Annotated in this window: 25 protein-coding genes; 15 read left to right on the top strand and 10 right to left on the bottom strand. The window is 70.2% G+C overall.

What is annotated here, in order from left to right; translation table 11 throughout:
- Positions 1 to 52 precede the first annotated feature (52 nt).
- Positions 53 to 1282: an aminoglycoside phosphotransferase gene (locus AQJ27_RS31065; RefSeq protein ID WP_067375765.1), complete on the top strand. Its 1230-nt coding sequence runs from the start codon at positions 53 to 55 to the stop codon at positions 1280 to 1282.
- 47 nt (positions 1283 to 1329) lie between these two features.
- Positions 1330 to 3129 (top strand): leucine-rich repeat domain-containing protein, encoded by a 1800-nt coding sequence (locus AQJ27_RS31060; protein ID WP_067375763.1) that lies wholly within the window; start codon positions 1330 to 1332, stop codon positions 3127 to 3129.
- A 20-nt stretch (positions 3130 to 3149) separates the two neighbouring features.
- Here the strand turns inward: AQJ27_RS31060 and AQJ27_RS31055 are convergent, their stop codons facing one another.
- Entirely contained in the window at positions 3150 to 5267 is a 2118-nt protein-coding gene (locus AQJ27_RS31055; protein WP_067375761.1) for an autotransporter, read from the bottom strand.
- 159 nt (positions 5268 to 5426) lie between these two features.
- Between AQJ27_RS31055 and AQJ27_RS31050 the strand changes: the two genes are divergently transcribed.
- Positions 5427 to 6836 carry an RICIN domain-containing protein gene (locus AQJ27_RS31050; protein WP_067375759.1) on the top strand — a complete coding sequence of 470 codons (1410 nt, stop codon included), beginning with the start codon at positions 5427 to 5429 and terminating at the stop codon, positions 6834 to 6836.
- 2 nt (positions 6837 to 6838) lie between these two features.
- On the opposite strand, the gene AQJ27_RS31045 is transcribed toward AQJ27_RS31050, so the two are convergent.
- The gene (locus tag AQJ27_RS31045; RefSeq protein ID WP_067375757.1) at positions 6839 to 8509 is read right to left on the bottom strand and encodes a rhamnogalacturonan lyase B N-terminal domain-containing protein; all 1671 of its coding nucleotides are present in this window, start codon (positions 8507 to 8509) and stop codon (positions 6839 to 6841) included.
- Positions 8510 to 8698: 189 nt separating this feature from the next.
- On the opposite strand from AQJ27_RS31045, the gene AQJ27_RS31040 reads away from it, so the two are divergent.
- Positions 8699 to 9745 (top strand): rhamnogalacturonan acetylesterase, encoded by a 1047-nt coding sequence (locus tag AQJ27_RS31040; RefSeq protein ID WP_067375755.1) that lies wholly within the window; start codon positions 8699 to 8701, stop codon positions 9743 to 9745.
- A gap of 78 nt (positions 9746 to 9823) precedes the next feature.
- The gene (locus tag AQJ27_RS31035) at positions 9824 to 11539 is read left to right on the top strand and encodes a DUF2264 domain-containing protein (protein ID WP_067375753.1); all 1716 of its coding nucleotides are present in this window, start codon (positions 9824 to 9826) and stop codon (positions 11537 to 11539) included.
- On the opposite strand, the gene AQJ27_RS31030 is transcribed toward AQJ27_RS31035, so the two are convergent.
- Positions 11484 to 12884 (bottom strand): hypothetical protein, encoded by a 1401-nt coding sequence (locus tag AQJ27_RS31030; RefSeq protein ID WP_067375750.1) that lies wholly within the window; start codon positions 12882 to 12884, stop codon positions 11484 to 11486. The two genes, AQJ27_RS31035 and AQJ27_RS31030, sit on opposite strands and share 56 nt — an antisense overlap.
- A 106-nt stretch (positions 12885 to 12990) precedes the next feature.
- Here AQJ27_RS31030 and AQJ27_RS31025 point away from each other — a divergent pair, with 106 nt between their 5' ends.
- The 3 genes from AQJ27_RS31025 to AQJ27_RS31015 all read left to right on the top strand — a co-directional run bounded on the left by AQJ27_RS31025 (position 12991) and on the right by AQJ27_RS31015 (position 15071).
- Positions 12991 to 13449 (top strand): hypothetical protein, encoded by a 459-nt coding sequence (locus tag AQJ27_RS31025; protein ID WP_067375748.1) that lies wholly within the window; start codon positions 12991 to 12993, stop codon positions 13447 to 13449.
- Between the two features lie 57 nt (positions 13450 to 13506).
- Complete coding sequence (locus AQJ27_RS31020) at positions 13507 to 14298, top strand: isocitrate lyase/PEP mutase family protein (RefSeq protein WP_067375746.1); 792 nt, start codon at positions 13507 to 13509, stop codon at positions 14296 to 14298.
- 248 nt (positions 14299 to 14546) lie between these two features.
- Positions 14547 to 15071 carry a CAP domain-containing protein gene (locus AQJ27_RS31015; protein ID WP_159064429.1) on the top strand — a complete coding sequence of 175 codons (525 nt, stop codon included), beginning with the start codon at positions 14547 to 14549 and terminating at the stop codon, positions 15069 to 15071.
- 182 nt (positions 15072 to 15253) lie between these two features.
- On the opposite strand, the gene AQJ27_RS31010 is transcribed toward AQJ27_RS31015, so the two are convergent.
- Positions 15254 to 15901: an HD domain-containing protein gene (locus AQJ27_RS31010; RefSeq protein WP_067375744.1), complete on the bottom strand. Its 648-nt coding sequence runs from the start codon at positions 15899 to 15901 to the stop codon at positions 15254 to 15256.
- A 418-nt stretch (positions 15902 to 16319) separates the two neighbouring features.
- Here AQJ27_RS31010 and AQJ27_RS31005 point away from each other — a divergent pair, with 418 nt between their 5' ends.
- Positions 16320 to 16826 carry a CAP domain-containing protein gene (locus tag AQJ27_RS31005; RefSeq protein WP_067375742.1) on the top strand — a complete coding sequence of 169 codons (507 nt, stop codon included), beginning with the start codon at positions 16320 to 16322 and terminating at the stop codon, positions 16824 to 16826.
- A gap of 21 nt (positions 16827 to 16847) precedes the next feature.
- On the opposite strand, the gene AQJ27_RS31000 is transcribed toward AQJ27_RS31005, so the two are convergent.
- Both AQJ27_RS31000 and AQJ27_RS30995 read right to left on the bottom strand, forming a co-directional pair.
- Positions 16848 to 17696 carry an alpha/beta fold hydrolase gene (locus tag AQJ27_RS31000; RefSeq protein ID WP_067375740.1) on the bottom strand — a complete coding sequence of 283 codons (849 nt, stop codon included), beginning with the start codon at positions 17694 to 17696 and terminating at the stop codon, positions 16848 to 16850.
- A complete protein-coding gene (locus AQJ27_RS30995; protein WP_067375738.1) occupies positions 17689 to 18282 on the bottom strand; it encodes a TetR/AcrR family transcriptional regulator in 594 nt (197 codons plus the stop codon). Before AQJ27_RS30995 ends, AQJ27_RS31000 begins: the two co-directional genes overlap by 8 nt.
- 136 nt (positions 18283 to 18418) lie before the next feature.
- Here AQJ27_RS30995 and AQJ27_RS30990 point away from each other — a divergent pair, with 136 nt between their 5' ends.
- From AQJ27_RS30990 to AQJ27_RS30980, 3 genes are all read left to right on the top strand, one after another.
- The gene (locus AQJ27_RS30990; protein WP_067375736.1) at positions 18419 to 19513 is read left to right on the top strand and encodes an alanine racemase; all 1095 of its coding nucleotides are present in this window, start codon (positions 18419 to 18421) and stop codon (positions 19511 to 19513) included.
- A gap of 71 nt (positions 19514 to 19584) precedes the next feature.
- A complete protein-coding gene (locus AQJ27_RS30985) occupies positions 19585 to 20256 on the top strand; it encodes an ArsR/SmtB family transcription factor (RefSeq protein WP_079065398.1) in 672 nt (223 codons plus the stop codon).
- Positions 20253 to 21590, top strand: coding sequence for an MFS transporter (locus AQJ27_RS30980; protein ID WP_067375735.1), 1338 nt, complete (start codon positions 20253 to 20255; stop codon positions 21588 to 21590). Before AQJ27_RS30985 ends, AQJ27_RS30980 begins: the two co-directional genes overlap by 4 nt.
- Here the strand turns inward: AQJ27_RS30980 and AQJ27_RS58940 are convergent.
- Positions 21512 to 21685 (bottom strand): DUF397 domain-containing protein, encoded by a 174-nt coding sequence (locus AQJ27_RS58940; RefSeq protein WP_235613788.1) that lies wholly within the window; start codon positions 21683 to 21685, stop codon positions 21512 to 21514. The two genes, AQJ27_RS30980 and AQJ27_RS58940, sit on opposite strands and share 79 nt — an antisense overlap.
- On the opposite strand from AQJ27_RS58940, the gene AQJ27_RS58935 reads away from it, so the two are divergent.
- Complete coding sequence (locus AQJ27_RS58935) at positions 21602 to 21934, top strand: hypothetical protein (protein ID WP_235613789.1); 333 nt, start codon at positions 21602 to 21604, stop codon at positions 21932 to 21934. The genes AQJ27_RS58940 and AQJ27_RS58935 overlap by 84 nt on opposite strands.
- Before the next feature lie 104 nt (positions 21935 to 22038).
- Here the strand turns inward: AQJ27_RS58935 and AQJ27_RS30970 are convergent, their stop codons facing one another.
- The gene (locus AQJ27_RS30970) at positions 22039 to 22908 is read right to left on the bottom strand and encodes a ketopantoate reductase family protein (protein ID WP_067375732.1); all 870 of its coding nucleotides are present in this window, start codon (positions 22906 to 22908) and stop codon (positions 22039 to 22041) included.
- A gap of 70 nt (positions 22909 to 22978) precedes the next feature.
- Here AQJ27_RS30970 and AQJ27_RS30965 point away from each other — a divergent pair, with 70 nt between their 5' ends.
- A complete protein-coding gene (locus AQJ27_RS30965; RefSeq protein ID WP_067375730.1) occupies positions 22979 to 23608 on the top strand; it encodes a TetR/AcrR family transcriptional regulator in 630 nt (209 codons plus the stop codon).
- 29 nt (positions 23609 to 23637) lie between these two features.
- Here the strand turns inward: AQJ27_RS30965 and AQJ27_RS30960 are convergent, their stop codons facing one another.
- Complete coding sequence (locus AQJ27_RS30960) at positions 23638 to 24003, bottom strand: transposase (RefSeq protein WP_483027182.1); 366 nt, start codon at positions 24001 to 24003, stop codon at positions 23638 to 23640.
- A 503-nt stretch (positions 24004 to 24506) separates the two neighbouring features.
- On the opposite strand from AQJ27_RS30960, the gene AQJ27_RS56540 reads away from it, so the two are divergent.
- The gene (locus AQJ27_RS56540) at positions 24507 to 25178 is read left to right on the top strand and encodes a maleate cis-trans isomerase family protein (RefSeq protein ID WP_159064428.1); all 672 of its coding nucleotides are present in this window, start codon (positions 24507 to 24509) and stop codon (positions 25176 to 25178) included.
- A gap of 135 nt (positions 25179 to 25313) precedes the next feature.
- Here the strand turns inward: AQJ27_RS56540 and AQJ27_RS30955 are convergent, their stop codons facing one another.
- Complete coding sequence (locus AQJ27_RS30955) at positions 25314 to 25814, bottom strand: hypothetical protein (protein ID WP_235613783.1); 501 nt, start codon at positions 25812 to 25814, stop codon at positions 25314 to 25316.
- Positions 25815 to 26043: the final 229 nt, after the last annotated feature.

The following is a 26043-nucleotide window of genomic DNA, read 5'->3' as shown; positions in this document are numbered from 1 at the left end:
CCGCGACCCGTTATGTCCACCTGGTGAGGAGAACCGGCCCTAGCCTGGGGGCATGCGTGAAGTCGATCAACTCGACGCCGAAGGTGGTGAGATCCTCCGCGTCGAAGTGCGGGAGATCCTCGGGACCCCGGCGGATCGGGCCGTTTTCGAACCACTCGTCCACAACCTCAAGAACGGCGTCACCGGCGGTGTGTGGCGTGTCACGGCCGGTGATCGTTCCGTCGTCCTGAAGGTGCTCACCCGGGGCAAGGGCACCGGCGGCTCCTGGGACGCGTCCGACGACCCCAGGCACTGGAACTTCTGGCGCCGCGAGGCCCATGTGTACGAGTCCGGGCTCGCCCGGAGCTGGCAGCCGTGGGGCATCACCGCCCCCCGGCTGCTCGCCTCCGTCGACCGCCCGGACGGCGACGTCGCGCTGTGGCTGGAGGACGTGCCGGGGGAGTCCGGCAGAACGTGGTCGATCGCCCGCCACGCCGAGCACGCGCGGCGCCTGGGCGCCGCGCACGGAGCGGCGCTCACACAGGGCGCCGACAGCGCGCACGGCACCCACGGCGCGGATGACACCCACGGCGCCGACGGCATCCACGGCACCCACGGCGCCGCCCCCGGCTGGGACCGGCCCTGGCTCTCCCGTCGCTTCCTCCGTGACTACATCTCCGCGCGGACCGTCGGCCAGGAACTGCTGGACGACGACGCGGCGTGGCGGCATCCGCTGGTGCGCGACCACTTCCCGGCCGGGGTGCGGGAGGCGATGGTACGGCTGAGGCAGGACCGGGAGTGGTTCCTCGGGATCATGGAGTCCCTGCCGCGCGTCTTCAGCCACCTCGACCAGTGGCCCGCCAGCGTCGTGTCCCACGGACCGGACAGCGCGCTCATCGACTGGGCGTTCGCCGGGGACGGCGCGCTCGGCGAGGATCTCGGCAACTACATCCCCGACACCGTCTGGGACCTGTTCCTGCCCGCGGCCCGACTGCCCGAGCTGGCGGCGGCCGCGTACGGGGCCCATGTGCACGGGCTGCGCGAGAGCGGCTGGCGCGGCGACGAACGCCTCGTACGCCTGGGCATGTGCGCCTCGGCGGTGAAGTACGACTGGCTCGCGCCCCTGATGCTCGCCCGCGCCGGCGAGGCGCGGCAGCTCGACTACGGCGGCAAGAGGGAGGTGGCCGCCGAACGGCGTTACCGGGAGCGGGGGTCGGCCTTCGTCTTCCTCGCCGGCTGGGCGGCCGAGGCGCGTGAACTCGCCCCGCTCCTGGGCTTCCCACCGGCACCGACCGGCCGTTGACGAAGGGGGCGGGGGCGTTGTCGGACCCTGCCCCTACAGTCCCGTTCATGACTTCGGACCACGGCGACGGCGCCGCACCCCGACTCGACTCGCTGCGCGCCCTCTTGGAGAGCGCCAAACCGGCCCAGGCCCGCAAGGCCGTCCGGGAACTCGTCACGCTCGCCGACGACGGGGAGGCGCTCGACCTGGCCGTCCGCTTCGCCCGGATCGCCGACTACCCCTCGGAGCTGCTGTTACGGCTGTGGCCGACGGCCGCCGACCCCGACGGCTTCTGCGAGGCCCTGCTCGCCCCGGCCTTCCGCCGCGAGGGCCGCACCGAGCTGCGGCTGCGGCGCACCGCCTCGCTCCGGGGGCTGCGGCACCTCACCATGCTCCGCGGCCTCCACCTCGACCGCCTCAAGGAGATCACGGACCTCACCGAGGTCGGCGCACTCGGCGAGCTGAGGGATCTCGATCTCAACGGGTGCGCGGGCATCGAGGACCTCACCCCCCTCGGCGGCCTCGCCGAGCTGACCCGGCTCAATCTGCACCGCTGCCGGGCCGTCGCGGACACGACCCCGCTGCTGGCCCTGGGCAGGCTGCGCGAGCTGGACCTGAGCATGACCAAGGTGCGTGCCACACCCGGCTTCGGAGCGGCCTTCCCCGCCCTGGAGACCCTGACGCTGCGCGGCTGCCGGGCCTTCAAGGACGCCGGTCAGCTGTCCGGGCTGCGCCGGCTCACCCACCTCGACCTCGGCTGGACCGGCATCCGCGACCTGAGCCGCCTGCGCGACGTGCCCGCCGTCACCCACCTCGACCTGCGCAGCTGCGGCCAACTCCGCGACCTGCGGGGCATCGACGCGCTGTCCGACCTCACCGAGCTGACCCTCGACGAATGTCCCCGCCTGAAGAGCGTCGACGGATTCGGGGTCCATCCCCGCTTGACCAAGGTCGGCATCCACGGGTGCCCCGAACTGGCCGACCTGAGCGGACTGTCGACACTGACGAACCTCACCCGCCTGTATGTCCGGGGGAGTGAACGGCTCACCTCCCTGCGGGACGTCGCGTCACTGCGCCTCCTGAAATCGGTCGGCGTCCTCGACTGCCCGTCCCTGCGGGACTTCTCCGCGCTCGGTGCCCTTCCGTTGCTGGAAAGGCTCTCCATGACCGGGCTGGACCAGCTCCGCGATCTGTCCCCACTCGGCCTCGTGGGCCACGACCGACTGGCTGACCTGTCGGTCATCCGTTGCCGCAACCTGCGCACCTTCGGAGAACTCTCCGGCCTGACGGCGCTGAGCACCCTCTGGGTCCAGGACTGTCCGTCCCTGACCGACCTCGACGGTCTCGGCGGCCTGCCCGCGCTGAGCAAGCTGACCGTCCTGGACTGCCCCCTGCTCACGGACGGCGACGGCCTGGCGGGCTCCCCGCTGCGCGAGGTGGTCTTCTCCCGCAACCCCGTCCTGGACTCGCTGCGTGCCCTGGAGGAGTGCCCCGGCCTGCGGAGTCTGAGTCTGATCAGCTGCCCCCTGGCGCAGGGCATACCCGCCGGGGGAATCGAGACGCTCTGCCTGTCCGGCCTGGAATGGAAGGACGTGTCCCGCCTGGCCGGCCACACGAGCCTCCGCGAACTCGACGTCCGGGGCCTGTCCGAGCTGCGGGACCTCGGCGCGCTGACGGGACTGTCCGAACTCACGAAGATCAACCTGGGCCACTGCCGCGACCTGGAGGACTGCCGCCCCCTGCTCGACCTGCCGTCCCTGAAGCACGTCACCATGCCCTACCGCATGTGGTATCGCGAGTACCAAGGAGATCCCGACCCCGTCATGACGGCGCTCGCGGAACGCGGGGTGACCGTCGCCCGCCCATGACCCACTCGTCCCCCCATGACTCACCGGGAGGCGTGCCGCCGTCCGCCGCGTCGCCGTGACCGGCCCCGCCGGACCACCGGCACGGCGAGCGCGGCCAGCAGCGGTGCGAGCAGCAGCGGCCACCACGAGCTCGTGTTCTCGCTCTCGCCGACGGCGGTGGAGTTCCGCACGGACGGAGCGCCGGACGCGGAGGGGGACGGGGCCGAGGTCCGGTGCTTCGGTACGGTCTTCAGGGTGACGTCGTTGCCGTCGCCCCCGCGATAGCTGATCCGGTACGTGGTGTCGGCGAGCTCGACCGAGGCGCCCTCGCGCAGGCCGGAGAAGGCGCCGGTCGTCCTGGCGCGGCCGGTGTGGTCGAGCACCCTGATCTCGCGGGCGGGGCCGGTCGCGGCGGCCGGCAGATCGAGGTCCCCGGCCAGCCGGACCGCACCCGTCACCTTCAGGGGCTTGTCGCGCAGGACCAGCGTGCCCTTCGCGCCCTGCGTGTAGTCGCCGGTTACCGTGAGGGCGCCGGCGACCTCGCCGTCGTTGACGACCGCGCCCCGTACCGTGCCCTTGCCGCTGAGGGACGTGGACACCCGAAGTCCCGTCGTCCGCACGTCCAGGCGTGCACCGGCCGAGGTGAGCCGGATCGCCTTGCTGTGCGCGAGCGTGGCGCCGGAGGCGAGGGCGAGCGTGCCCTTGGTGATCGTCGTCGGGCCCGTGTACGACACCTCGCCGCCCGTCAGGGTCGTCGTCGCGGCGCCCGACTGGGTGAGTCCGCCGGTGCCGTCAATTCGGGACAGTGACAGGGGAGTTGCGGCGTTCCGCACGATCAGCGTGCCGTCGTCGACGATCCGTCTGCGCTCGGTGCCGGTCATCAGCGAGCCGTCACCGCCCCGCGCGCCCGAGCCCAGCCGCAGCACGGCGCCCTTCTCGATGGTCGTCGACCCGTCGTAGTGCTGCTCCGCCGCGAAGGTGACGTCGTTGCCGGGCGTCCCCTTGATCACGACGTCCCCGGCGCCGGGCGCGGCGAGTGTGTCGTGGTACCGGCCGCCGCCGATGGGCGCGCCCAGGGTGACGGGACCGTCGTAGGCGAAGGTCAGCCGGGACCGGACGCCGCTCGCCATGTGCAGGTTGATGTAGACGGTGTCCTTCGTCCCCGGCATGAAGATCTTGTGGGTGGTCCCGTCGCCCCACTGGACGTCCGCACCCTCGATGTTGGTGCCGCGCTTGTTCAACTGATGAGCAATGGGGCGCCAGTTGATGTCCGGGTCGCTCAACGACGGGTCGGTGTCGCCGCCCTGGTCGCTGTAGCCGTACTGGCCGGTGAGCACGACCTTGCTGCCGGGCCGCGAGTGGACGTTGACGTCACTGCCGTACGCGCGCTGGTAGAAGTTCTGGCGCAGGGTGATCGTCTGGTGAAGCGGGGTGTCGATGATCCAGGAGCCCTGGTTGAGGATGGCGCGGGCGTTCGGGAGCGCCACCGGGTACTCGGGGCGGCCCACCGCCATGCCGGTGCCGTTGTCGATCACTCCGGAGAAGGGGTGGGTGCCCGCCAGGTCGAGGGTGCCCCACATGTCGCGCGGCTGGGTGACCAGGCCCGAGCCGCTGATGGTGCCGATGTTGAAGGTGCGGGTGAGGGAGAGGCGCAGGGTGCCGTCGACGCGCACGTTGAGCTGGTTCAGCTGGTAGCCGGGCGTGTTGTAGGGGAAATGGCCGATCAGACCGGTGCCGCCGCCGGTGCCGTACTGGAGGGTGGCGCCCCGCTCGACGGTGATCGCGGGCGGGTCCGGGTTGCTCACGGTGGTATACGGGTGGTTGCCTCCCTGGGTGGTCACCTTCTGCCGCTGCCGGGCCGCCGGGAGCGTGAAGTCGCTGTCTTTGGTGAGGATCAGCGTGCCGCCGCCGCGTACGGTGAGGGTGCCCCGGCCGCGGAACACCCCGTCGTACGTCGTCGTGCCGGACGGCACGGTGACCACCGTGTCGCCGGTGAGCGTGACGTCCCGGTCCGCGAGGACGTCGGCGGTGGCGTCACGGCCGCCGACGGCCGAGGCCGTCGCGCGAACGGAGCCGAAAGAGGGAGGCGCGGTGACCAGGAAGGCGACGGTCGCGAGGGCGCCAACGGCGGCTGCTGTCTTGTGGGTATGGCTGCGCACGTCATCGGAGACGTACGCGGACGGCGGCGATAACAGAAATCTCGCATCCATCTTTGTCACGCGCGACCCGTTGACCTTCCCGTAACACACCCTTACCTTTTCGGCGTTCGTAATGACAGATGCCGTACGAAATCTCGAACCCCCTCCGAGAGGCGTCAGATGAGACGTGTGTACGCAATCCTTGTCGCCCTGTGCTGTGCCCTCGCCGCGGCACTGGCGACCGCCGGACCGGCCCAGGCGGCGGCCCAGACCATCACCAACGGCACGCAGTTCAGCGACACTTCGGGCAACGCCGTGCACGCGCACGGCGGCGGGGTGATCAAGGTTGGCAGCTACTACTACTGGTTCGGCGAGGACCGCAACGCCGACAACACCTTCAAGTACGTGGACGCCTACCGCTCCACCGACCTGAAGAACTGGGAGTTCCGCAATCATGTGCTGACCCAGTCCAGCGCCTCCGAGCTGGGCACCGCCTACATCGAGCGGCCGAAGGTCATCTACAACGCGTCCACCGGCAAGTTCGTGATGTGGATGCACAAGGAGAACGGCGTCGACTACAGCGAGGCGCGCGCCGCCGTCGCCGTCTCGGACACGGTCGACGGGAACTACACCTACCAGAGCAGCTTCCAGCCGCTCGGCCAGTACATGTCCCGTGACATCACGACCTTCGTCGACACGGACGGCACCGGCTACATGGTGTCGGCGGCCCGCGAGAACTACGACCTGCAGATCTACAAGCTCAACCCCGACTACACGGGTATCGACAGCCTGGTCGCCAACCCGTGGGTGGGCGGCCACCGCGAGGCACCGGCGCTGTTCAAGCGGGGCGGCGTCTACTTCATGCTGACCTCGGCAGCCACGGGCTGGAACGCCAACCAGCAGCAGTACGCCACCGCGACCGGCCTCGCCGGCCCCTGGACCGCGATGACCGACGTCGGCGACTCGACGACGTACAACTCGCAGACCGCGTACGTCCTTCCGGTCCAGGGGACTTCGGGCACCTCGTACCTGTACATGGGCGACCGCTGGGGCAACTCCTTCGGCGGGACCGTCAACGACTCGCGTTACGTCTGGCTGCCGTTGACCTTCCCGACCTCCACCTCGATGTCCATGTCCTGGTACCCGGAGGTCTCGGTCGACACCACCGCCGGCACGATCGCGGGGACGAGCGCCACGTACAACACCCTCGTCGGCCGGTCCAGCGCCAAGTGCGCGGACGTCCCCAGCCAGTCGCTGTGGCAGGGCGTCGCGATCAGCCAGTACACCTGCAACAGCGGCACCAACCAGAAGTGGTGGTTCAAGGACCTGGGCACCGGCTACTACGAACTCATGGGCCGGGGCAGTTCCCTGTGCCTCCAGGAGAACTCCGCCAGTGTCACCCAGGAGAACTGCACCGGCGCCACCGCCCAGCAGTGGAGTCTGACCACGTCCGGCAGCTATGTGCTGGTCAAGGCCCGGGCGAGCGGTGAGTGCCTGGACGTGTCCGGCGCGTCCACCGCCAACTCCGCCGCGATCATCACCTATACCTGCAACGGTGGAACCAACCAGCAGTGGACGCGCGGGACATGACGTCAGGTCAGTAGGTCGACGGCGTCGATGGAGGTGCCTGCGCTGAGGAAGGACGTCGACCCCGAGCCGCTCGCCACGTAGATCTTCAGCGTGTTGTACGCACTGGTGTCCGTCAGCCAGGCGGACGCGGGAACGCTGTAGGTGAACGTGTAGTTGTTGCCCCGGTAGGAGCCCACGGTCAGCGACCGGGTGCTCGGCTGGGTGGGCGGCGAGGGGACGGCCGAGGTCCAGGTGTCGTTGACCACGATCTGCGGGCGGCCGTTCGCGTAGGCCGTGGTCACGCCGATGCGCAGGGTGTGCGCGGCGGCGGCCTGGGCGGCGGTCAGTTTGAAGTACACGATGATGCCGCTGTTGACGTCCTTCCACAGATAGCAGGGGAACGCCGAGGTCTCGGTGCCGCTGCCGACGACCACGTTGCCGGTCCAGGACGCGGCCCGGACGTCCGACGGATGCGCGTACGTCATCAGGTCCGCGTTCTTGAACCCGCCCGGCGTGCCGTCCCACGTGCCGATCCGCCAGATCGCGCTCGCGTTGGACGGGTCGTTGGAGGAGGGGATCGCGATGCTGTTCAGCGTCGTGGTCCCGCCCGCCGTGACCGTCACCGACGACGTGTACACGGCGAGTTCGCCCTTGAAGACCGTGAGGGTGTACGACCCCGGCAGCACACCCGTGATCGAGAAGTAGCCGTCCGAGGCCCGCGCCGAACCCCAGTACTGCGCGGCCGAGTTGGCGAGCCCGACCGTGTACGCGTACGCCGTGTCGCGCCCCGAGATACCTACGCCCGCGACCCGGCCCCGGCCGCTCGCGGCCGTGTACCCAAAGATGCCGAGCGAGTCCGCCCAGGAGGTGGTGAGGTTCCCCGCGTACAGCGAGGAGGAGGGCGCGCCGCCGTCCGTGAAGGCGATGACGTAGGGACCCTGGAGGCCGAAGCGCTCCGACTCCGTCTGGTTCTCGCCGTAGTACAGGATCTCGTACAGTCCGCCGCCGTCCGCGCTCTGGTGCCGCAGCAGGGAGCGGTAGAACGGGCCGCCGGAGGCCTTCTCGTGGTTGCTGCGCACGATCCACAGGCCGACGCTTCCGGTGGTCCAGCCGATGTAGCTGTAGTCGATGACCCGGAGCTTCGAGTAGTGCTTGGAGCGGGTCTGGCCGTCGGACTTCGCGAAGACGTCCGCGGACTCGATGGTGGTGGGCGCGTACGTGTAGGAGTCCGGCTCGTCGTTGAGGAAGAGGCCCGCCTTGACGCGCACGATGTATCGGGTGGCGCTGACCGAGGTGTCGGCCTTGTTGGTCCACAGATAGACGTTGTTCTCGCCGCTGCGGGCCGCGTAGTAGTGCTTGAGCGTGCCGTACGCGACGGAGACGAGGATCGTCGAACCGGACTGCGCGATGGTCACGGTGGAGGTGCCGAGGCCGGACTCGACGTGCGAGTTCTTGCCGCCGTAGCCTTGGTACTCGGTGCCGCGGTAGACGAGCGAGGTCAGGTCGCCGTTGGTCTTGCTGACCTTGAAGACCAGGTTCGCGCCGGTGTCGACGACGTAGTTCGAGCCGTCGTCCGTGTAGCCGAAGCTAGCGGCGGCGGCCGTCGGGGTGAGGGCCGTCGCGCTCACGGCCGCCGCGGTCGTACCGAGGACGAAGGTGCGGCGTCCGAGGGATCTGCCGGTGGATCCGGACATGGGGGTGCCTCCTTCGGAGGTGGGGGTGTGCGGGTGTCCGGAAGACTGACAGTTGAATCGATTTCGCGAAAGGGCTTTCGCCGCCTGGGAGTTGGCAATCATGTGAAAACGCGCCGAGCACTAGAAAGCGCTTGCGGGTAGAGGTACGGTCCTGCCGCCAGGTCTTGTCGTCCTGTTGGAGGAGCCGCAATGAGACGTTTCAACGCTGCCGGGGTGGCCGCGGTGGCCGCTGCCACCGCGCTGTCGGTCACACCCGCGCAGGCGCACGGAGGGCCCCGCGCCCTCGGCCTGGACAACTGCACCGCGACCGCCTGCCACTTCGACGTCGCGCCGGGCACGTACGACGTGCGCGTACGGCTCGGCGGGGAGGCGGCGGCGAGCACGAGCGTCAGCGGTGAGACGCGCCGCGCGCTGCTGCCCGAGACCGCCACGGCGGCCGGGAAGCCCGTGACCCGCAGCTTCACGGTGAACGTCCGCACCCCCGAGGGCGAGCCGACCGGCCCCGACGGCACCCCCGGCCTGGACCTGGCCCTCGGCGGCTCCGCGCCCGCGCTGGCCGACATCCGGGTGACCCCGGCCGTCCCCCGCACCCGCCAGATCTTCCTGGTCGGCGACTCCACGGTCTGCGACCAGCCAGGCGACCCCTACACCGGCTGGGGCCAGCAGCTGCCCCAGTACCTCCGCAAGGGCGTCTCGGTCGCCAACTACGCGGACTCCGGGGAGAGCACGGTCACCTACCTCGAGAACCCCGCGCTCTTCCCGACCGTCCAGCCGCTCATCCGGCAGCGCGACCTGGTCCTCATCCAGCTCGCGCACAACGACAAGACGACCGACGAGCCGACGTACCGCGCGAACCTGGAGACCCTGGTCGCCGGGGTCCGCGCGCGGGGCGGCGACCCGGTCCTGGTCACCCCCGTCGTCCGCCGCTGGTTCAACGCGGACGGCACCCTGGACAACGACACCGCGCTGCTGGTCAACGGCCTCGGTGTGAACCACCCGGCCGTCATCCGCTCGGTCGCCGCCGCCGAGGACGTGCCCCTCATCGACCTGACGGCCAAGACCAAGGCCCTGGTCGAGTCGCTGGGCGTCGAGGGCTCCAAGGCGATCTACCTCTACAACGAGAAGCGGGACAACACCCACACCTCCGTGCACGGCGCCACGGTCTACGCGGGCCTCGTCCGCGACGAACTCCTCGCCCAGCATCTGGTGCCCGAGCGCCAGGTGAGGGTGGGATGAACTCCTGGGGCGTCCCGTCCGGAACCGGGGCGCCCCAGGTACCACCCGACCGAGCCGCCGAACCACGGAGCGCCACTGATGCCCGACGAGGACCGCACCCTCAGCCCGTACACCGGCTACACCCGCGCCCACTGGGAGGCGGCGGCCGACTCCCTGCTCGCCGCGGTCGCCCCGTACGCGACCGAGAACGGCGCCCTCTACCACCTCCCCGGTGAGCACACGAGCTGGTCGGGCCGACTCTCCGACGGCCTGGAGGGCTACGCCCGCACCCTGCTCCTGGCCGCCTTCCGCCGCGACGAGAAGGTCCTGGAGCGGTACGCCGAGGGACTAGCCGCCGGTACGGCCGGCGTCTGGCCGCGCGTGGCGGACCGCAGTCAGCCCCTCGTCGAGGCCGCGTCGATCGCCCTCGCGCTGCGGCTCACCCGGCCACTGCTGTGGGACCGCCTGGACGACGGTGTGCGGCAGCGGGCCGCGGCCTGGCTCGGCGACGCGCTGACGGCCGAACCCTGGCCCTGCAACTGGGAGTTGTTCCCGGTGACGGTCGGCGGCTTCCTGGCGGAGGTCGGTCACGAGCCCGAGGCGTCGCGGGCCGCGATCGACCGGGGGCTGGAGCGGATCGAGGAGTGGTACGTCGGCGACGGTTGGTACACCGACGGCCCCGGCCGTGCCTTCGACTACTACAACGGCTGGGCGATGCACCTGTACCCGGTGCTGCACGCCCATCTCGCGGACGACACCCGGCTCCTCGACCTGTACGGCGGCCGGCTCTCCCGCCATCTCGCCGACTATGCCCGGCTGTTCGGCGGCGACGGCGCTCCGATGCGCCAGGGCCGCTCCCTCACCTATCGCTTCGCGACGACCGCCCCGCTGTGGCTCGGCGCCCTCACCGGCCGTACGCCGCTGTCGCCGGGCGAGACCCGGCGCCTGGCGTCCGGCGCCCTGCGCCACTTCCTCGACCGGGGCGCGGTCGACGAGCGGGGCCTGCTCACCCTCGGCTGGCACGGCCCCGACGAGACGGTGCTGCAGGGCTACTCGGGCCCGGCCTCCCCGTACTGGGCGAGCAAGGCCTTCGTCGGCCTGCTCCTCCCGACGGACCACGAGGTGTGGACGGCGCGGGAGGAGCCCGGCCCGACGGACCGCGCCGACGCCGTCACCCCCGTCGGACCCCCCAACTGGCTGCTCCAGAGCACGACTTCGGACGGCCTGGTCCGCCTCCACAACCACGGCAGCGAGGACGTCCGCTACGACCCCTACTACACGCGGCTCGCGTACTCGACCGCGACCGCGCCCTCGACGTCGTACGACAACAGTGTGATCGTCGGTGACGATCCGAGCCGGACGGACATCGAGCCGCTGGGCGCCGGGGACGGCTGGGTGGCCTCCCGGCACACGGCGGGTGGGGGAGCGCGGGTCGTGAACCTGGTCGTCGCGCGGGGAGCGGTGGAGGTGCGGGCCCACCTGGTGGTGGGAGCGGACCCGGGGACGCCGGTACGCGTCACGGGATGGCCGGAAGACGACGGCGTCCACGCCGAACTCCTGCCCGCACACAACCTGTTGGACTCCGCCGGTGTCACGGGACCCGGCGCCACCCTCTTCGTCGCCCTCGCCCGGCTCACCGGCGAGCCGGACCCCCTGCCCCTCACGGAGTCGGTGTCCGTGAAGGTGGAGGGGGCGCAGGGGCAGGGGGAGTACGACGTCCGCGTGAGCTGGCCCTCGGGCCCCTCGACGTGCTTCCGGTTCAGGGCTTCAGACGGGCGACCTTCAGCGTCGTCGTGGTCGGTGAAGCCCCGGTGAGGGCGCTCGCGTAGGACGGGGTGACGGGGGCGTACGCCCAGGTCAGGGAGCCGTCCTTGAGGGTCGCGATATCACCGGAGATACGCGCCTGGACGACCTTGTCCGGCGTCTTGAGGGCGCCGTTCCAGTCGATCAGGCGCAGGTGGGTGCCGGTGAAGGTGCCCGTGCAGGTGCCGGCCGAGCACTTGGCGTTCTTCAGGGACTCCCAGGAGACGAGAAGCCGGTCCTTGCCGTAGGGGGCTATGTGGACGTTGACGTTCTCGGTGCCCGCGGCGCTGGTGAGGCGGTCCGGCTTGCCCGCCGGGGTGTTGCGGTTCTTGAGGAAGGCGACGGCCACCTGGTGGGTCGGCGTCTTCGGCTTCACCGTCCAGCCGCGCCCGCTCGCGTCCTGCGGGTTCTTGGCCGCGGAGGCGGCGCCCCGGGAGGCGAAGGCGGTGGCGTACCGGCCCGTCGAGGACTTCACCAGGTCGCCGGTGCGGCCCGCGAACGTGCCGCCGCAGTAGCCCGCCCAGCACTGCTCGCGCTGAACGGCGGGCGCGTTGTCGGGGGCGCCGATGCCCGTCGAGACGAACAGACCCGAGCGCCAGTCGTCGAAGCACAGGGACGTGAACGCGCCGGTCGTCTCCGCGTGCAGCGCGATGCCCTCGTTGTGGCTGCACCCCCAGCTCCAGCCGCCCGTGAGCTTCGCGCCCTTCGCGCTCACGTAGCTCAGCTTGTCGCCGAAGTGGCCGTCCGCGAAGCCGCCCGCGCCGTGCACGACGAAGTACGTGCCGTACTTGGTGCCGTTCCAGGTGAGTTGGCCGTCCAGCAGCGGAGCCGTGTCGTGCGAGGCGGTCCCCGTGAGCTTCGTACGGAAGGCCTGCGTGCCGTTCTTGTAGCGGATGAGGGCCGCCGCCGTCTCCTTCCACTTGTTGGTGTCGGAGACGCGGGTCAGCAGCGCGAAGCCGTCGTTGTGCGCGACCAGGCCGCCGACCTCCTTGGCGCCCTTGACGACCGTGTCCGCGCCGGAGCGCTTGCCGGCCGCCGTCAGCGGGGTGACGTGGACACCGTCGGACGCGGGCCAGGCCACGCGGAGGGTGCCGTTCGGGGCGACGGCGGTCGCGGTGCGCGTCCACTCGCGGGCGTTGTTGTACCCCGCGGACAGGTACGGGAACTTGGCGGCCAGGTTCACCGTGGTGTTCGTGACGGCCGCGAGTCGCGGGGCGGCGGCCGTGGTGGTCGTCGTCGGCGTGGCGGTCGCGTACCAGGCACCGGCCAGGACACCGACGGCCCCGAGCCCGGCCGCCAGGGGCTTACGGGCCAGGTGGCGGCGGCGGTGCGATGTGGTGGGTCTTGCGTTGGTCATGCCGGGTGGTCGCCACCGCGGGGAGAAAGGTTGCCGCGCTTCTCGGGGTGCGACGCCGGACACGGTTCGGCGGGCGCCGAAGGATCGCGCGTCTAGCGTTCCCGGTATGGACAACTCCTCACCCCGGAAACCGGCCGAAGGCGTCGTCGCCATGGTGGACCACGTCCTCGATCTGGCGGCGACCTGGACCGCCTGGGACGGCAGGCCCACCCACGTCGACGACCGTGTCTACACCCCGCACAAGGCGATCCGCCGTGTCGCCGACCATCTCCTCGACCACTTGGCCGAGCTGGAGGCCCGGCTCGTGGGCGAGGAGCCACTGTCCGACCACTGGCACGCGTCGGCGAGCACGACGCGGGCGGACCTCGCGCCCTTCACCCGCGAGGACCTGGACGAGGCGCGCAGCCGGCTCACCCGCCTCGCCCGTATCTGGGCGAACCGGCTCGACACGCTGACCGAGGACCAGCTCGACGACTCCCCGGGAGAGGGGTGGAGCTTCCGTCAACTGGCCGAACACCTCGAGGGATCGACGTACTACGCCGATGCTGTCGGCAAGCTGACGTGATCGCCCGCCGCTCCCGTACCGGAAGGTCGACATGACTCCCCGCACCGGAAGGTCGACATGACTCCCTTCGCCGCGCTCCACCACGCCGACGCGCCCCTCCTGCTGCCCAACGCCTGGGACCACGCCTCGGCCGCGCTCCTTGCCGATCAGGGCTTCGCGGCGATCGGTACGACGAGTCTCGGTGTCGCCGCGGCGGCCGGACTGCCGGACGGGGTCGCGGCGACCCGGGACCTGACCGTGCGACTCGCCCGGCAGCTCGGGGGCGCCCCCTATCTGCTGTCCGTCGATGCCGAGGACGGATACAGCCAGGACCCGGCCGAAGTCGCGGGATTGGCACGCGAGTTGGCCGCCGCCGGAGCCGTCGGCATCAATCTGGAGGACGGCCTCGGTTCCGCCGACCTGCACGCGGCGAAGATCGCGGCGGTCAAGGCGGCCGTACCGGACCTCTTCGTCAACGCCCGCACCGACACCCACTGGCTCGGCGACGGTACGGACGAGCGGGAGACCGTCCGCCGTCTCGACGCCTACCAACAGGCGGGAGCCGACGGCGTGTTCGTCCCCGGACTGACCGACCCGGCCCGCGTCACCGCCCTGCTCAAGACCCTCGACGTACCGCTGAACATCCTCTACTCGCCCGCGGGCCCGCCCGTCTCCCACCTCGCCGACCTCGGCGTACGCAGGATCAGCCTGGGCTCGTACCTCTACCGGCGGGCCCTGGGCGCGGCGCTGGACGCGATGGCGGACATCCGCTCAGGCCGCCCACCGCGGGGCACCGCGCCGACGTACGACGAGGTGCAGGCACTCAGTGCGCAGGGTTCCACGGGGAAGGACCGCCGCGGCACCTCCTAGGCCTGCTTCAGCCTCTTGACCTGCGCGGATACCGACGCCTCCGGCATGCCGGCCCCAGTCGTGGGCCCGCGTGGTGGGGCTTAGTGTGGATGTTGTACGAGGAGGCGTTGTCATGCCCCTCACCCGAGCGGCGAAAGAGGCCGCGGGCTGGTGACGGCCAAGGGCGGGGAGGGTGCCGTCACGTTCCTCGCGTCGCGTCGCACGCGATGTCGGGGAGCTGCCGACCGCCCCTGACGAAAGGGAATCCCGTGCGAACCAAGAGCAATCGAATACGCCGTGTCTGCGTTGCCGCGTGTGCGGCCCCTCTGCTGGTGCTCACCGGAGCGGCCGGAGCCGGTGCCGTCGCGGCGACGACGCCGACAGGCACCGCGCCATTCACTCGTCCCGGCGTCTCGGAACAGAGTTCCGCGAGCGAGATCCTGTCCCTGGTCAACAAGGAGCGTGCCGACGCGGGTTGCCCGGCACTGAAGGAGAACGCGAAACTCACCCAGGCCGCCCAGACCCATGCGAACGACATGGCCGCGCACCATCTGACCGGTCACACGGGGTCCGACGGATCCAATGAGGAGACCCGGCTCGAGCGCGTCGGCTACAACTGGCGAAGCTGGGGCGAGAACGTCTCCGGACCCGGCTACCACTCGTCGAAGGCTCACGTCGACGGCTGGCTCGGCAGCGCCGCGCACAAGCGCACCATGCTGAACTGCAGCTTCACGGAGACCGGCGTCGGCACGTCCGGCGATTACGCGGTCCAGCTCTTCGGGATTCCCATGTAGCGGGGGCCTACCCGGCCGCCGTCGCGGGAGCGAGTGCCTCGGCCGGCCGGTCCGGCGAGGAAGCGAGGAAAACGAGCCGTTGGCGGTCGTGAAGACCTCGACCGGACCGGTGCCATCCAGGAGCTGGACCGCGTCGAAGGCGACGACGGCGACCGTGAGACTGTGGCCGGACACCGGCGGGACTACTCCTTCCACGGTGACTCGAGGATCGTACGGACGAAGTCACCGCGCTGGAAGTCCGGTTCGAAGTGCTCCAGAACGTCGGCCTTCACGTTGCCGAACGTCGTCTCCGGCTTGCGGCGGATACCGTCGTGGAACGCCTGCAGGATCCCGTGCTTGAAGTCGGGGCGGGGGTGCAGGGCCACGATCTCGGCCCGGTCCGCCTCCGGGATCGCGTCGTATCCGATGCCCAGTACGTCGTACTCCACTCCGGCGGTGACCAGGGCCACCTCCGGCTCCATGAACTCCGGTATCCCGGGAGTGGTGTGCAGGGCGATCGCCGTCCACACGCGGCGGACACTGTCCTCCGGAATCCCGTGCGCCCGCAGGAACCGCCTCGCTTCGTCGGCGCCGTCCACTTCGAAGCGGCGGCCGCTGTCACGGAAGGTGTCGCCCAGGCCCACGTCGTGGAACATGGCGGCGATGTAGAGGAGCTCCGGGTCGAAACTCAGGCCGCGGTTGCGTCCCTGCAGACTGCCGAAGAAGTACACCCGGCGCGAGTGGTGGTAGATGAGCTCACTCGTGGTGTCACGGATCAGCTCTGTCGCCTCTCGGGCCGGCTTCGTCGCAGGCACGTCCACGTTCGCCGCCCCAGCACGATCGATTCCCATCTTGTCCGCCTTTCCTGGGTGCGTGTCGCCGTCCGGTCGGCGCTGCCATCTCCAGGTTGGCACCGGCGGTGTCTGCCTCGCCATGGCGATCATGACGTCTGACCCACAGATACCGACATGGCCCCCCGCCGCCCCCGCGTCCGTCACACATACGTGAGGGCGCGGTTTCTCAATTCACGTGCGGAGAAGGCAAGTTGGTTGCGCGGTGTCGCCGGGGGAGCGCCCGAGTCGTGAGCCCGCGTGGTGGGGCTTAATGTGGATGTTGTACGAGGAGGCGTTGTCATGCCCCTCACCCGAGCGGCGAAAGAGGCCGCGGGCTGGTGACGGCCAAGGGCGGGGAGGGTGCCGTCACGTTCCTCGCGTCGCGTCGCACGCGATGTCGGGGAGCTGCCGACCGCCCCTGACGAAAGGGAATCCCGTGCGAACCAAGAGCAATCGAATACGTCGTGTCTGCGTTGCCGCGTGTGCGGCCCCACTGCTGGTGCTGACCGGAGCGGCCGCCGCGGGCGCCGCGGCGACGGTCACCGTCCCCGCCGCCGCGCCACGCGCCCTGCAGACCTCGCCCGGCGAGGTCCTGCAACTGGTCAACGCCGAACGCGAAAAGGCCGGCTGCCCCGCCCTCCACGAGAACGCGCAGCTGACCCACGCCGCGAAGGTCTTCGCGGACGACGCCGCGAAGAACAACCTGACAACCCACACGGGCTCCGACGGCTCCACGCCCCAGACGCGCATCAAGGAGGCCGGCTACAACGCGGGGCCGTCAGGGGAGAACATGTCCTGGGGAAAGCCCGACGCCAAGGCGGTCGTTGACGGCTGGATGGGCAGCGGGGGCCACAAGGGCAACATCGTCAACTGCTCGTACACGGACGCCGGTACTGCCGTCAGCGGAAAGTACACAGTGCAGCTCTACGCGGCGCCTGGTTGATCCCTCCCTCTGCCGGGCGACTCAGAGCGCCTCGGCCAGCCGGTCCGCGAAGGCGACCGGGTGCTGGAGGACGCCGAGGTGACCCCCGGGGAACTCGACGAAGTCGCTGCCGCTGAGTTCGGCGAGCAAGGCAGCGGTGCGGAAGGGGAGTTGGCCCCGGGAGTCGCTTCCGGCACCGAGCGTGAGCCGGGAGGACAGCCCCTTCAGGGCGGCCAGGTCCAGGGCGTGGGAGGTGAAGGGGCGCAGGACGTGGCCGAGGAAGATGTCCATTGGCGTGTTCTGCGTCTCTCGGGAGTCCGGCACGTTCTGCCCGCTCCGCGTACTCGCGCCGCCGTCGGCGGCAGCCGACACGGGGCGTGGATGGGACTCCCAACTCCGGCCCTCCAGGCCGGCGCTGAGTCGAGCCATCGCCGCCACCACCCCCTCCGAACGGTGGATCTCGTACACCTCCATGATCATCGCGTGCTGCCGGGCCGAGTCCGGCAGCACGCCGATGCTCGGCGGCTCGTGCGCGACCACGCGCCGCAGCCGCTCCGGGTACCGGGCCAGCAGGTCGAGGGCGACGATCCCACCGGAGCTGCTCCCGAAGACGCAGGCGGACTCGCCGTCCGAGAGGAGGGAGTCGAGCAGCTGGTGGGCGCGGTCGCTCCACGCCTCCACCCGCTGGTCCCCGACCGGCCCGTCGAGCGGGCCGCGGGACAGCCCGAGCGGGTCGTACGTCACCACGGTGAACCGCTCGGAAAGGCGCGCGACGGCGCCCTCCAGCCCCATGGGATGACCGGCCCCGCCGGGAATGACCAGCAGCAGGGGCCCGCTGCCCCGCACGTCGTAGTGCCCGTCGTGATGCCCGTCGTGGTGCCTGTCAAGCATGATCCTCTTCCTTCCGCTCGCTCCGTGGCCACTGCTCCAGGGCCGTGTGCAGGCCGTCGAGGGCCCGCTCCCACGAGGTCTGCACGTCCCTGGCGGCGTGAAAGCCACCGATCGCCTCCAGAGCGCAGAAACCGTGGAAGGTGCTGCGCAGCAGCCGTACGGCATCGGTGAGGTCCGGCTCGGACAGGCCGTACGCGTGGAGCATGCCGTAGGTGATCTCGGCGGTACGCCGGAACGCGTCGGACGCGGCGCCGACGGCGGGGTCGACCGGGGTGTGCGTGGCGGCGTAGCGGCCGGGGTGCGCGAGCGCGTACGTCCGGTAGGCGCCCGCGAAGGCCACGAGGGCGTCCTTGCCGGCCCGCCCCGCGACCGCCGTGGCGATCCCGTCGATCATCTCGCCCGCGGCCAGCAGGGCGACCCGCGTCCGCAGATCCTGCAGGTTCTTGACGTGCGAGTACAGGCTCGCGTCCTTCACCCCGAACCGGCGCGCCAACGCGGACAGGGTGACGTTCTCGAACCCGACCTCGTCGGCGAGGTCGGCCGCGGCCTCGACGACGCGGTCGGCCGTCAGTCCGGCACGGGCCATGGGGACCACCTCTGGGCACTGGTGTGTCTGGATTGCCTTGGCGATTACCTAGGGGTCCTAGGTTGGGGCCTAATATACACAGGCATGTGGGGAGTGGGAGGCTGTAGCGAAGTGGGGAACTGGGGAGGACGTAGTGATGCTTGAGCAACTGCCCGAAGGGCTTGTCACGCCCGCGCTGGTCGTGGACGCCGACGTACTGGACCGGAACATCGCCCGCATGGCCGAGGCCGCCAGGGCCGGCGGCTTCGCTCTCCGGCCGCACGCCAAGAGCCACAAGTGCGCGGAGATCGCGGGGCGGCAGCTCCGGGCGGGTGCGCGCGGGCTGTCGGTGGCGACCCTGAGCGAGGCGGAGGCGTTCGCGGCGACGGGAGTGGACGACCTGTTCATCGCCTATCCGCTCTGGCCGGACGAGAGCAGGGCGCGGCGCCTGCGCCGACTGGCCGACGTGGTCGCGCTGCGGGTCGGGGTCGACTCGGTGGAGGCGGCGCGGCGGCTGGGGGACGCGGTGCGGGGGAGCGACCGCGCGGTGGAGGTGCTGGTCGAGGTGGACTGCGGGACGGCACGGACCGGGGTGCCGGCCGCGGACGCGGGCCGGGTGGCCCGCGCCGCGTCGGACGCCGGGCTGAGCGTGCTCGGCGCGTTCACCTTCCCCGGACACGGATACGGCCATGACCCCGAGGCCCGGGAGCGGGCGGCCCGCGACGAGGAGCGGGCCCTGTTCGAGGCGGCGGAGGCTCTGCGCGAACTGGGCCTGGAACCCCGGGTGTTGAGCGGCGGCTCGACTCCGACGACGGGTCGCTGGCGCCCCGGCCCGGTCGACGAACTCCGTCCCGGGGTCTACGTCTTCAACGACGCCCAGCAACTGGCCATGGGCTGCTGCGGTGTCGACGACCTGGCCCTCGCCGCCGCCTCGACGGTCATCAGTGTCCCCGCCCCGGACCGTTTCGTCCTCGACGCGGGCAGCAAGGTCCTCGGCGCGGACCGCTCCGCGTGGGTGACCGGCCACGGCTACCTCCCGCAGTACCCCGAGGCCACGATCACCGCCCTCTGGGAGCATCACGCGGTGGTCCACCTCCCGGAGGGCGTACCCGCCCCCCGCCTCGGTTCGGTACTCGCCGTCGTCCCCAACCACGTCTGCCAGCCGGTGAACCTCGCGGACGAGCTGGTGATCGCCCGCCAGGGCGTGGAACTGGACCGCTGGCGGGTGGCGGCACGCGGCGCCAACACCTGATCGCCATGATTGCCAAATAAATTCTGCAAAAATACTTTTGGAAAGTGTCCGGGGCGTTCTACCCTCCGGTCATGGTCAGCGACGAGCACAAACGCGTACTCGATCCCGAGCGGGACGCCGGGGCCCTGAAGGCCCTCACCCACCCTCTGCGTATCCGGCTGCTCGGGATGTTGCGGCAGGACGGCCCGGCCACCGCGAGTGAACTCGCGGTCAGGACGGGGGAGTCGTCCGCCTCCACCAGCTATCACCTGCGGGTTCTGGCGAAGTACGCGTTCGTCGCCGAGGCCGCGCACCGGGACGGGCGGGAGCGCCGCTGGCAGGCGGTGCACTCCGTGACCTCCTGGAGCAACAAGGCCATGGAGGACTCTCCGGCCAGCCGCGACTTCGTGAGCCTGTCGCGCAGGCGCCAGATCGCGCACCTGGAGGCGTCGCTCGTACGGTACGAGGCGGACGTCGCCGAAGGGCGGTTGGGCCAGGAGTGGGTCGAACCGTCCGGGATCACCGACCTGATGCCCCGTCTGACTCCCGAGTCGCTCTCCGAACTCTGGGAGTCGATCGACCACAAGCTGGAGGAACTGACCGCGCGTGACGCGGAGGATCCGCGGGCCGAGCGGGTCGTGTTCGTCGCCGCGGGGCTGCCGGTGGCGCCGCGCGAGCCGGACGTGGATCCGGGAGGAGAGGAGCCGGGTGGAGAGGAGCCGGGTTCGGCAGGGTCGGGGACCGAGGGTGGTTCCGGGTCATGACCACGTCGCCGGACTTACACACCGCCCGCCGCCGTTACGTCACGGCCTGCGCCCTCTTCTGGCTGCCCGCGGGGCTGACCATCGCTCCCCTCATCCTGCTCTTCACCGAGCGGGGCATGACCATGGCCGCGATCGCGGGCTTCTTCGCCGCCCACTCCCTCACCGCCGCCGCGCTGGAACTGCCCACCGGAGGACTCTCCGACGTACTGGGCCGCCGCGCCGTCCTGGCCGCCGCCGGACTGCTCAACCTGACCGCCCTGACCCTTCAGGCGCTGGGCACCACCGCCTGGGTCCTCACCCTCGGCATGGTCCTGATGGGCACGGCCCGCGCCCTGTCCAGCGGCCCCGCCGAAGCCTGGTACGTCGACACCGTCCACGCCCATGTCGGCCCCGACGCCGAACTCCGTACGGGACTCGCCCGCGGCGGCTCCGCGACCTCCGCCGCGCTCGCCACCGGCACGCTCCTCGGCGGCGCCCTGCCCTGGCTCCTCGGACTCGGCCCCGACCTCGGGGCCCGACTGGACGCGGCGACCTCCGGGCTCGTACTGCCCCTCTCCGTTCCGCTGCTCCTCGGCGCGGTGGTGGAGGTCGTCTTCGTGCTGTACGTCCTGGCCGCCCTGCGTGAGCCGCCCCGCGCGAAGACCACCCTCCGCGACGTCCTCCAGGGCATCCCGGCCACCGTCGTGGGCGGACTGCGGCTGGGCGCACGGGACGCCCTCGTCCGGCGCGTGTTCCTCAGCGCCGGGGCCACCGGCTGCGCCCTGGCCGCGCTCGAACTCCTCACCCCCGGCCGCGCCGCCGCCCTCACCGGCGCCTCGGAGTCCGGCGCCGTCCTCTACGCCGTCATCGCCTGCGTCGGCTTCGTCAGTTCGGGCGTCGGCAGCCACCTCGCTCCGCTCACGGCCAGGCTCGCGGGCAGCGGTGAGCGCGCGGTCCTGGTGAGCCTCGGCGCCGGGGCGAGCGGGCTGCTTCTGCTCGGCGCCACGGCGGTGTCCACGGCACCGTGCGCCACGGTCCTCACCGCCGGCGGTTACGCCCTCGTCTACCTCGGCATCGGTGCGGGGGCGCCCAGCGGGAACGAGCTCCTGCACCGCCGTGTCCCCAGCGCCGGGCGCGCCACGGCGTTGTCCGTCCAGTCCCTGGCCCTCCAACTCGTGGCGGCGCTCAGTGGTCTGGTCGTCGGGGTGCTTCCGGCGGGGCCGCTGCCGTGGCTACTGGGCGGCACCGCGTTGCTGGCGGGCGCCGTGCTGTGGATTCAGCGGGACCGGTCCACGCCCTCGCGCGCGGCGAACTCCACGAACGCGGTCCAGGGGGCGGGGGAGAGGGCGAGTTGAGGGCCGGGGGTGTGCTTGGAGTCGCGGATGTGGATGGTGGTGGGGCAGGTGGCGACCTCGATGCCACCATCATCACCTCGGCATCCAAGAAACAGGGCACCCGGGCCACGTTCAAGAAGAACTACGGCGTCACCTGCTGGCGGCGTGGTGCGCGGAACACCACCGAATCTCTTGCCATGTTCCTGCGCCGGCGTTACTCGATCACCGCCACCAACGTCCTTCATGTGTGGGGAATTTCGGGGTCGCAGCATGCACAGTCGCTTGATGTTCTGCATCGCTCACATGCCGGCGTGGAGGACCGGGTGCGCTGCGACAAGGCCCGCGGCCTCAGCGATCACCGCTGACGAATCGAGGCTAGTGCCGCATCAACCAACGTTCGCCCTGTAATGCCGCGCTATTTGAAGGACGTGGTGGTGTGCGTGGTGACGCTTTCGCCGTCCTGGGTTGCCTAGCGGGCTCCCGCGTGGGCACGGATCTGTTCGGCCAGCCGCGTGAGTTCGGCCGCCGCGGCAGGCGAGGGGTCGTTGAGTCCGCTGTGTACGGCCGTCGGGCTTTTCAGGAAGCGCCGGAGCACGGCCACGAGGAGTCCTTGCGGCAGAGCCCGCAACGCGGCGAACGCGCGAGGTACCGGCGGCGTCTCCATCGCGGCGAGGTTCTGCCGCATGAGGTGGAGCATGCCGCGGACCGCGTCCGGGTCGTCGGCCAGCACTATCGGGCCGCCCGCCGCGTGTACCGCCTGCCCGAGCGGGACCTCGAAGGCGGCGTGCGTCCTGAGCCAGGCATCCATCTGCGGCTCGGCCTTGGCGTTGATCCCGGCGGTACGGAACGTCTCCACGATCCGTTCCAGTCGCGGGGTGGTACGGCCGTCGGGCTCGCCGATCGGCATCGCGACCCGGCGGGTGATGAAATTGCTCTTGCGGTAGCGGACCACGTCGCCGTCCATCGTGCCGCCAGTCGTGGGGAAGCCGAGCAGCACCCGCGCGTGGCCGATCACCGCACCCAGCGTCTCCGGGCCGGCTGCCCAGTTGAGCAGGAACAGCACGTCACCTTGGACACCGGCGAGTGATTCCAGCACTGCATCCACCTGGTGGGTGCGGACGAAGACGGTGATCAGGTCGTACCCGCCGTCCGGGTGCTCGACCACCGGTACCGGCACCCGCCTGACAGGGCCGTCTTCCTCGGCGAGCTGTACTCCGTGCCGGCCCAGGGCGGCCAGGCGCTCGCCCCGGGCGAGGAGCGAGACGTCGTGGCCGGCCTCATGCATGCGGGCGGCGAACAGGCTGCCGCAAACCCCGGCGCCGTACACGAGCAGCTTCATGACAGTCCTCTTTCATACGTTCGTTTGATTCATACGTTCGTTTCATTCAAACATATGTAGAGTCCCTCGTGTGGCGACCCCAGACACCCGCACCCAGATCCTCGACGCGGCCGAGCGCCTCTTCGCCGAGCATGGATACCGCGGCACCTCGGTCCGCGCGATCACCAAACTCGCCGGAGCGAACCTGGCCGCCGTCGGCTACCACTTCGGCTCGAAGGCGGAGCTGATGGCGGCAGTCGTCCGCCGCGTGGTCGAGCCCATCACCGCTGCCCAGTGCGCCGGGCTCGACAAACTGCTCGCCCGGACCCCCGACCCACCGGTCAGCGAACTGGTGGAGGCATTCGCGGGGCCGCTGTTCGACGAGATGCCGGCCGGCGACGAGGGCGGCGCCCGGACGTCCCGGCTGATCGTGACGATCCTCAGCGACCCGGCCGAGGAGGCACGCAGCTGGACCGGCCCGGCCGAGGACTCGGTCCGTGAGCGCTACTTCGCAGCCTTCGCGCGCGTACTGCCCGGCCTTTCCCCGGAGGAGCTGTGGTTCCGGATGCGGGGGATCTTTGCCGTGACGGCCGTCGAGCGCCTCCAGGTCCACCAGCAGCCCTCCCCTGGCTGCGTGTCCCCGGTAGCGGGCGAGGCGGCCCGGCGATGGGCGATCACGTTCCTGACGGCAGCGATGAGTGCGTCACCGCCCCTGACCTGACGGCCCAAGACAAACGCCGGCGGCGCGGGTCAGGCGGCGTTCGCGCTATGGACGAGGGCGGTGAGGCGCTTGTCGGCGGCGTTCTTGTTCCGCCAGATGATGTGTCGGCGGATCATACTGCCCTGGGCCTCGATCCTGTTCAGCCAGGAGCTGTTGGTCGGGGTGTGGACGATCTCGGCGTTATGGGCAGCCGCCCACGCGCCGACCCGCCGGCAGGGCTTGGTCGTCAAGTGCGGCGAGTAGTTGTCACAGACGATCGCGATGCGTACGTCCGCCGGGTGCAGCGAGCGCAGGTAGCGGCAGAATGCCAGGAACTTGCTACGGTTCCTGGTCTTCTTGATGTGGCCGTAGAGCTGGTCTTTGCCCAGGTCGTAGGCCGCGAAGAGGTGGCGCACGCCGTGCGGGCGGGCGTAGGTGGCCCGGCGGCGCGGTCGAGGTTCGCGGCCGGGGTCCTTGCGATCTTCTTGATCTCCCGCCGTTCCAGGAGGGTGAAGGTCTTCGGGCGCCCGCCCCGGTACTTGGGGTAGAGCGCCTCGAAGCCGTCGGCGTTGAAGTTGTGCATCACGGATCTCACGCACCCGCACCCGCACACGCTCAGCCACGAGGACAGCGTGACGGATGACCAATGTCGGCCACGTCCTTCAAATAGCGCGGCACTACAGGGCGAACGTTGGTTGATGCGGCACTAGGTTCCATTCGCGAAGCCCTGACCCGGGTGCTAAGTTCAGAAGGCGAGAATCGCATTTGCGCGACTTGTTCGGCGCGGATGTCACCTTGAATGCCAAGCGAGTTTTCAAAGGGAAGGGCTGTGCGCATGCGCACAGATGTAAGCACTTGGAAGCCCGACGGGTTGGGATGGCGTGCGCGGATCGGGGTGCTGACGCACGACGATAATACCGTGATCGAGTCCGAGTTCTCGACAATGGCACCCGAAGGCGTTTCCATCCACGCCGCGCGCGTACCTTTCAGTGAACTCAAAACATACGCCGATGCTCCCGGCCCTGACAACGCGACGGCGCAACTGTCCCGCTTGCCGCTCCAGGCAATCGTTTTCGCCTTCACAGCTGGCAGCTATCTCGTCGGAAAGTCCGGAGAACAAAACCTCGTGGCTCGTCTCGAGAAACGTTCTAACGGAATTCCGGTCCGCATGCCCGCGACCTCGGCGGTAGCTGCTTTTCGCGCGTTGGGAGCGGAGCGGATCGCCTTGGTTCACGCGCCGTTTTTCAGCGACGAGCTGGATCAGAAAGGGGTGGACTATTTCCGCGAACACGGATTCAATGTGGTTCATGTCAGCCATCTGCATCCCCCTCAGGAAGTTCCGCATCCGAACCTGGGTTCGATCGCATCTCCTGTTGAGATTTACGAGTGGGTACGCAGGAACGTACCTTCCGATGCGGAAGGCATTTTCATCGCTGGGAACGGATTCCGCTCGATCGGTGTGATCGAGGCGCTGGAGGAGGATCGTGGTCTGCCCGTGATCACCGCGAACCAGGTGGCGCTCTGGGACGTATTGCGCCGGTCAGGCGTGCTTACTCAAGTGGCTGATTATGGTCAACTGTTCAGAAACTAGTCAGTAAGCAGGGACAGGAAATTAGCCTCGGGCTTGCACGAGGAGCCTTGTCCGGCCCCTGATCAAATAGGTGGAGAGTGCTGCTGACCTGCATCGTGGACGGGCCAGCCTTCTCGCCGGGCGGGGCAGGGGCAGTCAGCGGTCGAGGTCGATCGTGAACCGCCTCGTGCCCGGAGCGATCGTGTCGGCGTGGACCGAGCCACGAGCCCGGTCGAATTCCCCGGTGCCGCCGGTGATCCCGTTGTCGAACGAAGGGGGAGGGCCCGGGTTGAGAATGCCGAAGACCATCCCCTGCACGGAGATCTGGCCACCCGGGAGGTTGTAGGTCACGACGCACTCCTCCGCTCCGCTGTTGTCGACCCGGGTGGTGGTGCAGGTGCCGCCGACCTGGTTGCCGTGCTGGTCGAAGAGGATCGAGCGGAAGACGGTCCGATCGCCCTGGGCGGGGGCGCCGCCGGGGTTGACGGGGAAGCGCGTCTGCTGCGCGAGCCGGCCGATGAGTGTGATGACCCGGCCTCCGCCCTTGGCGTGGGCGGAATCGGTGTCCGTCGCGGCGGCGGCCGCGACAGGGGCGCAGGCGAGGAGGGTAACCAGCGCAGTGGCCGTGCCGAGACAGGCCGCTCTGATGGGGCGCATCGTGTGGCTCCTGAGGTTGATGCTCATGGATGGTCAGGTGACGCATTCATAACCTCGGCTCTGCCGCCGCCCGGAACGTCCCGGCGCGACCCACCGGCGGATCCGATCAATCGGACCAATCCGGGACGAGAGGCGGCCCGCCCGACCGGACGAGTCGCGCGGGCGGGTTGACGCTGGTGCAGCCCATCGGCTCCTGGATCTTGCCCGTTCCTCGACGACCCGGCTCCAG

Origin of the sequence: Streptomyces olivochromogenes, from assembly GCF_001514115.1 — a bacterium.
GTDB classification, from domain to species: Bacteria; Actinomycetota; Actinomycetes; order Streptomycetales; family Streptomycetaceae; genus Streptomyces; species Streptomyces olivochromogenes.
Note: the sequence above shows the minus strand (reverse complement) of the source record. Positions and strands in the feature narration are given on the sequence as shown.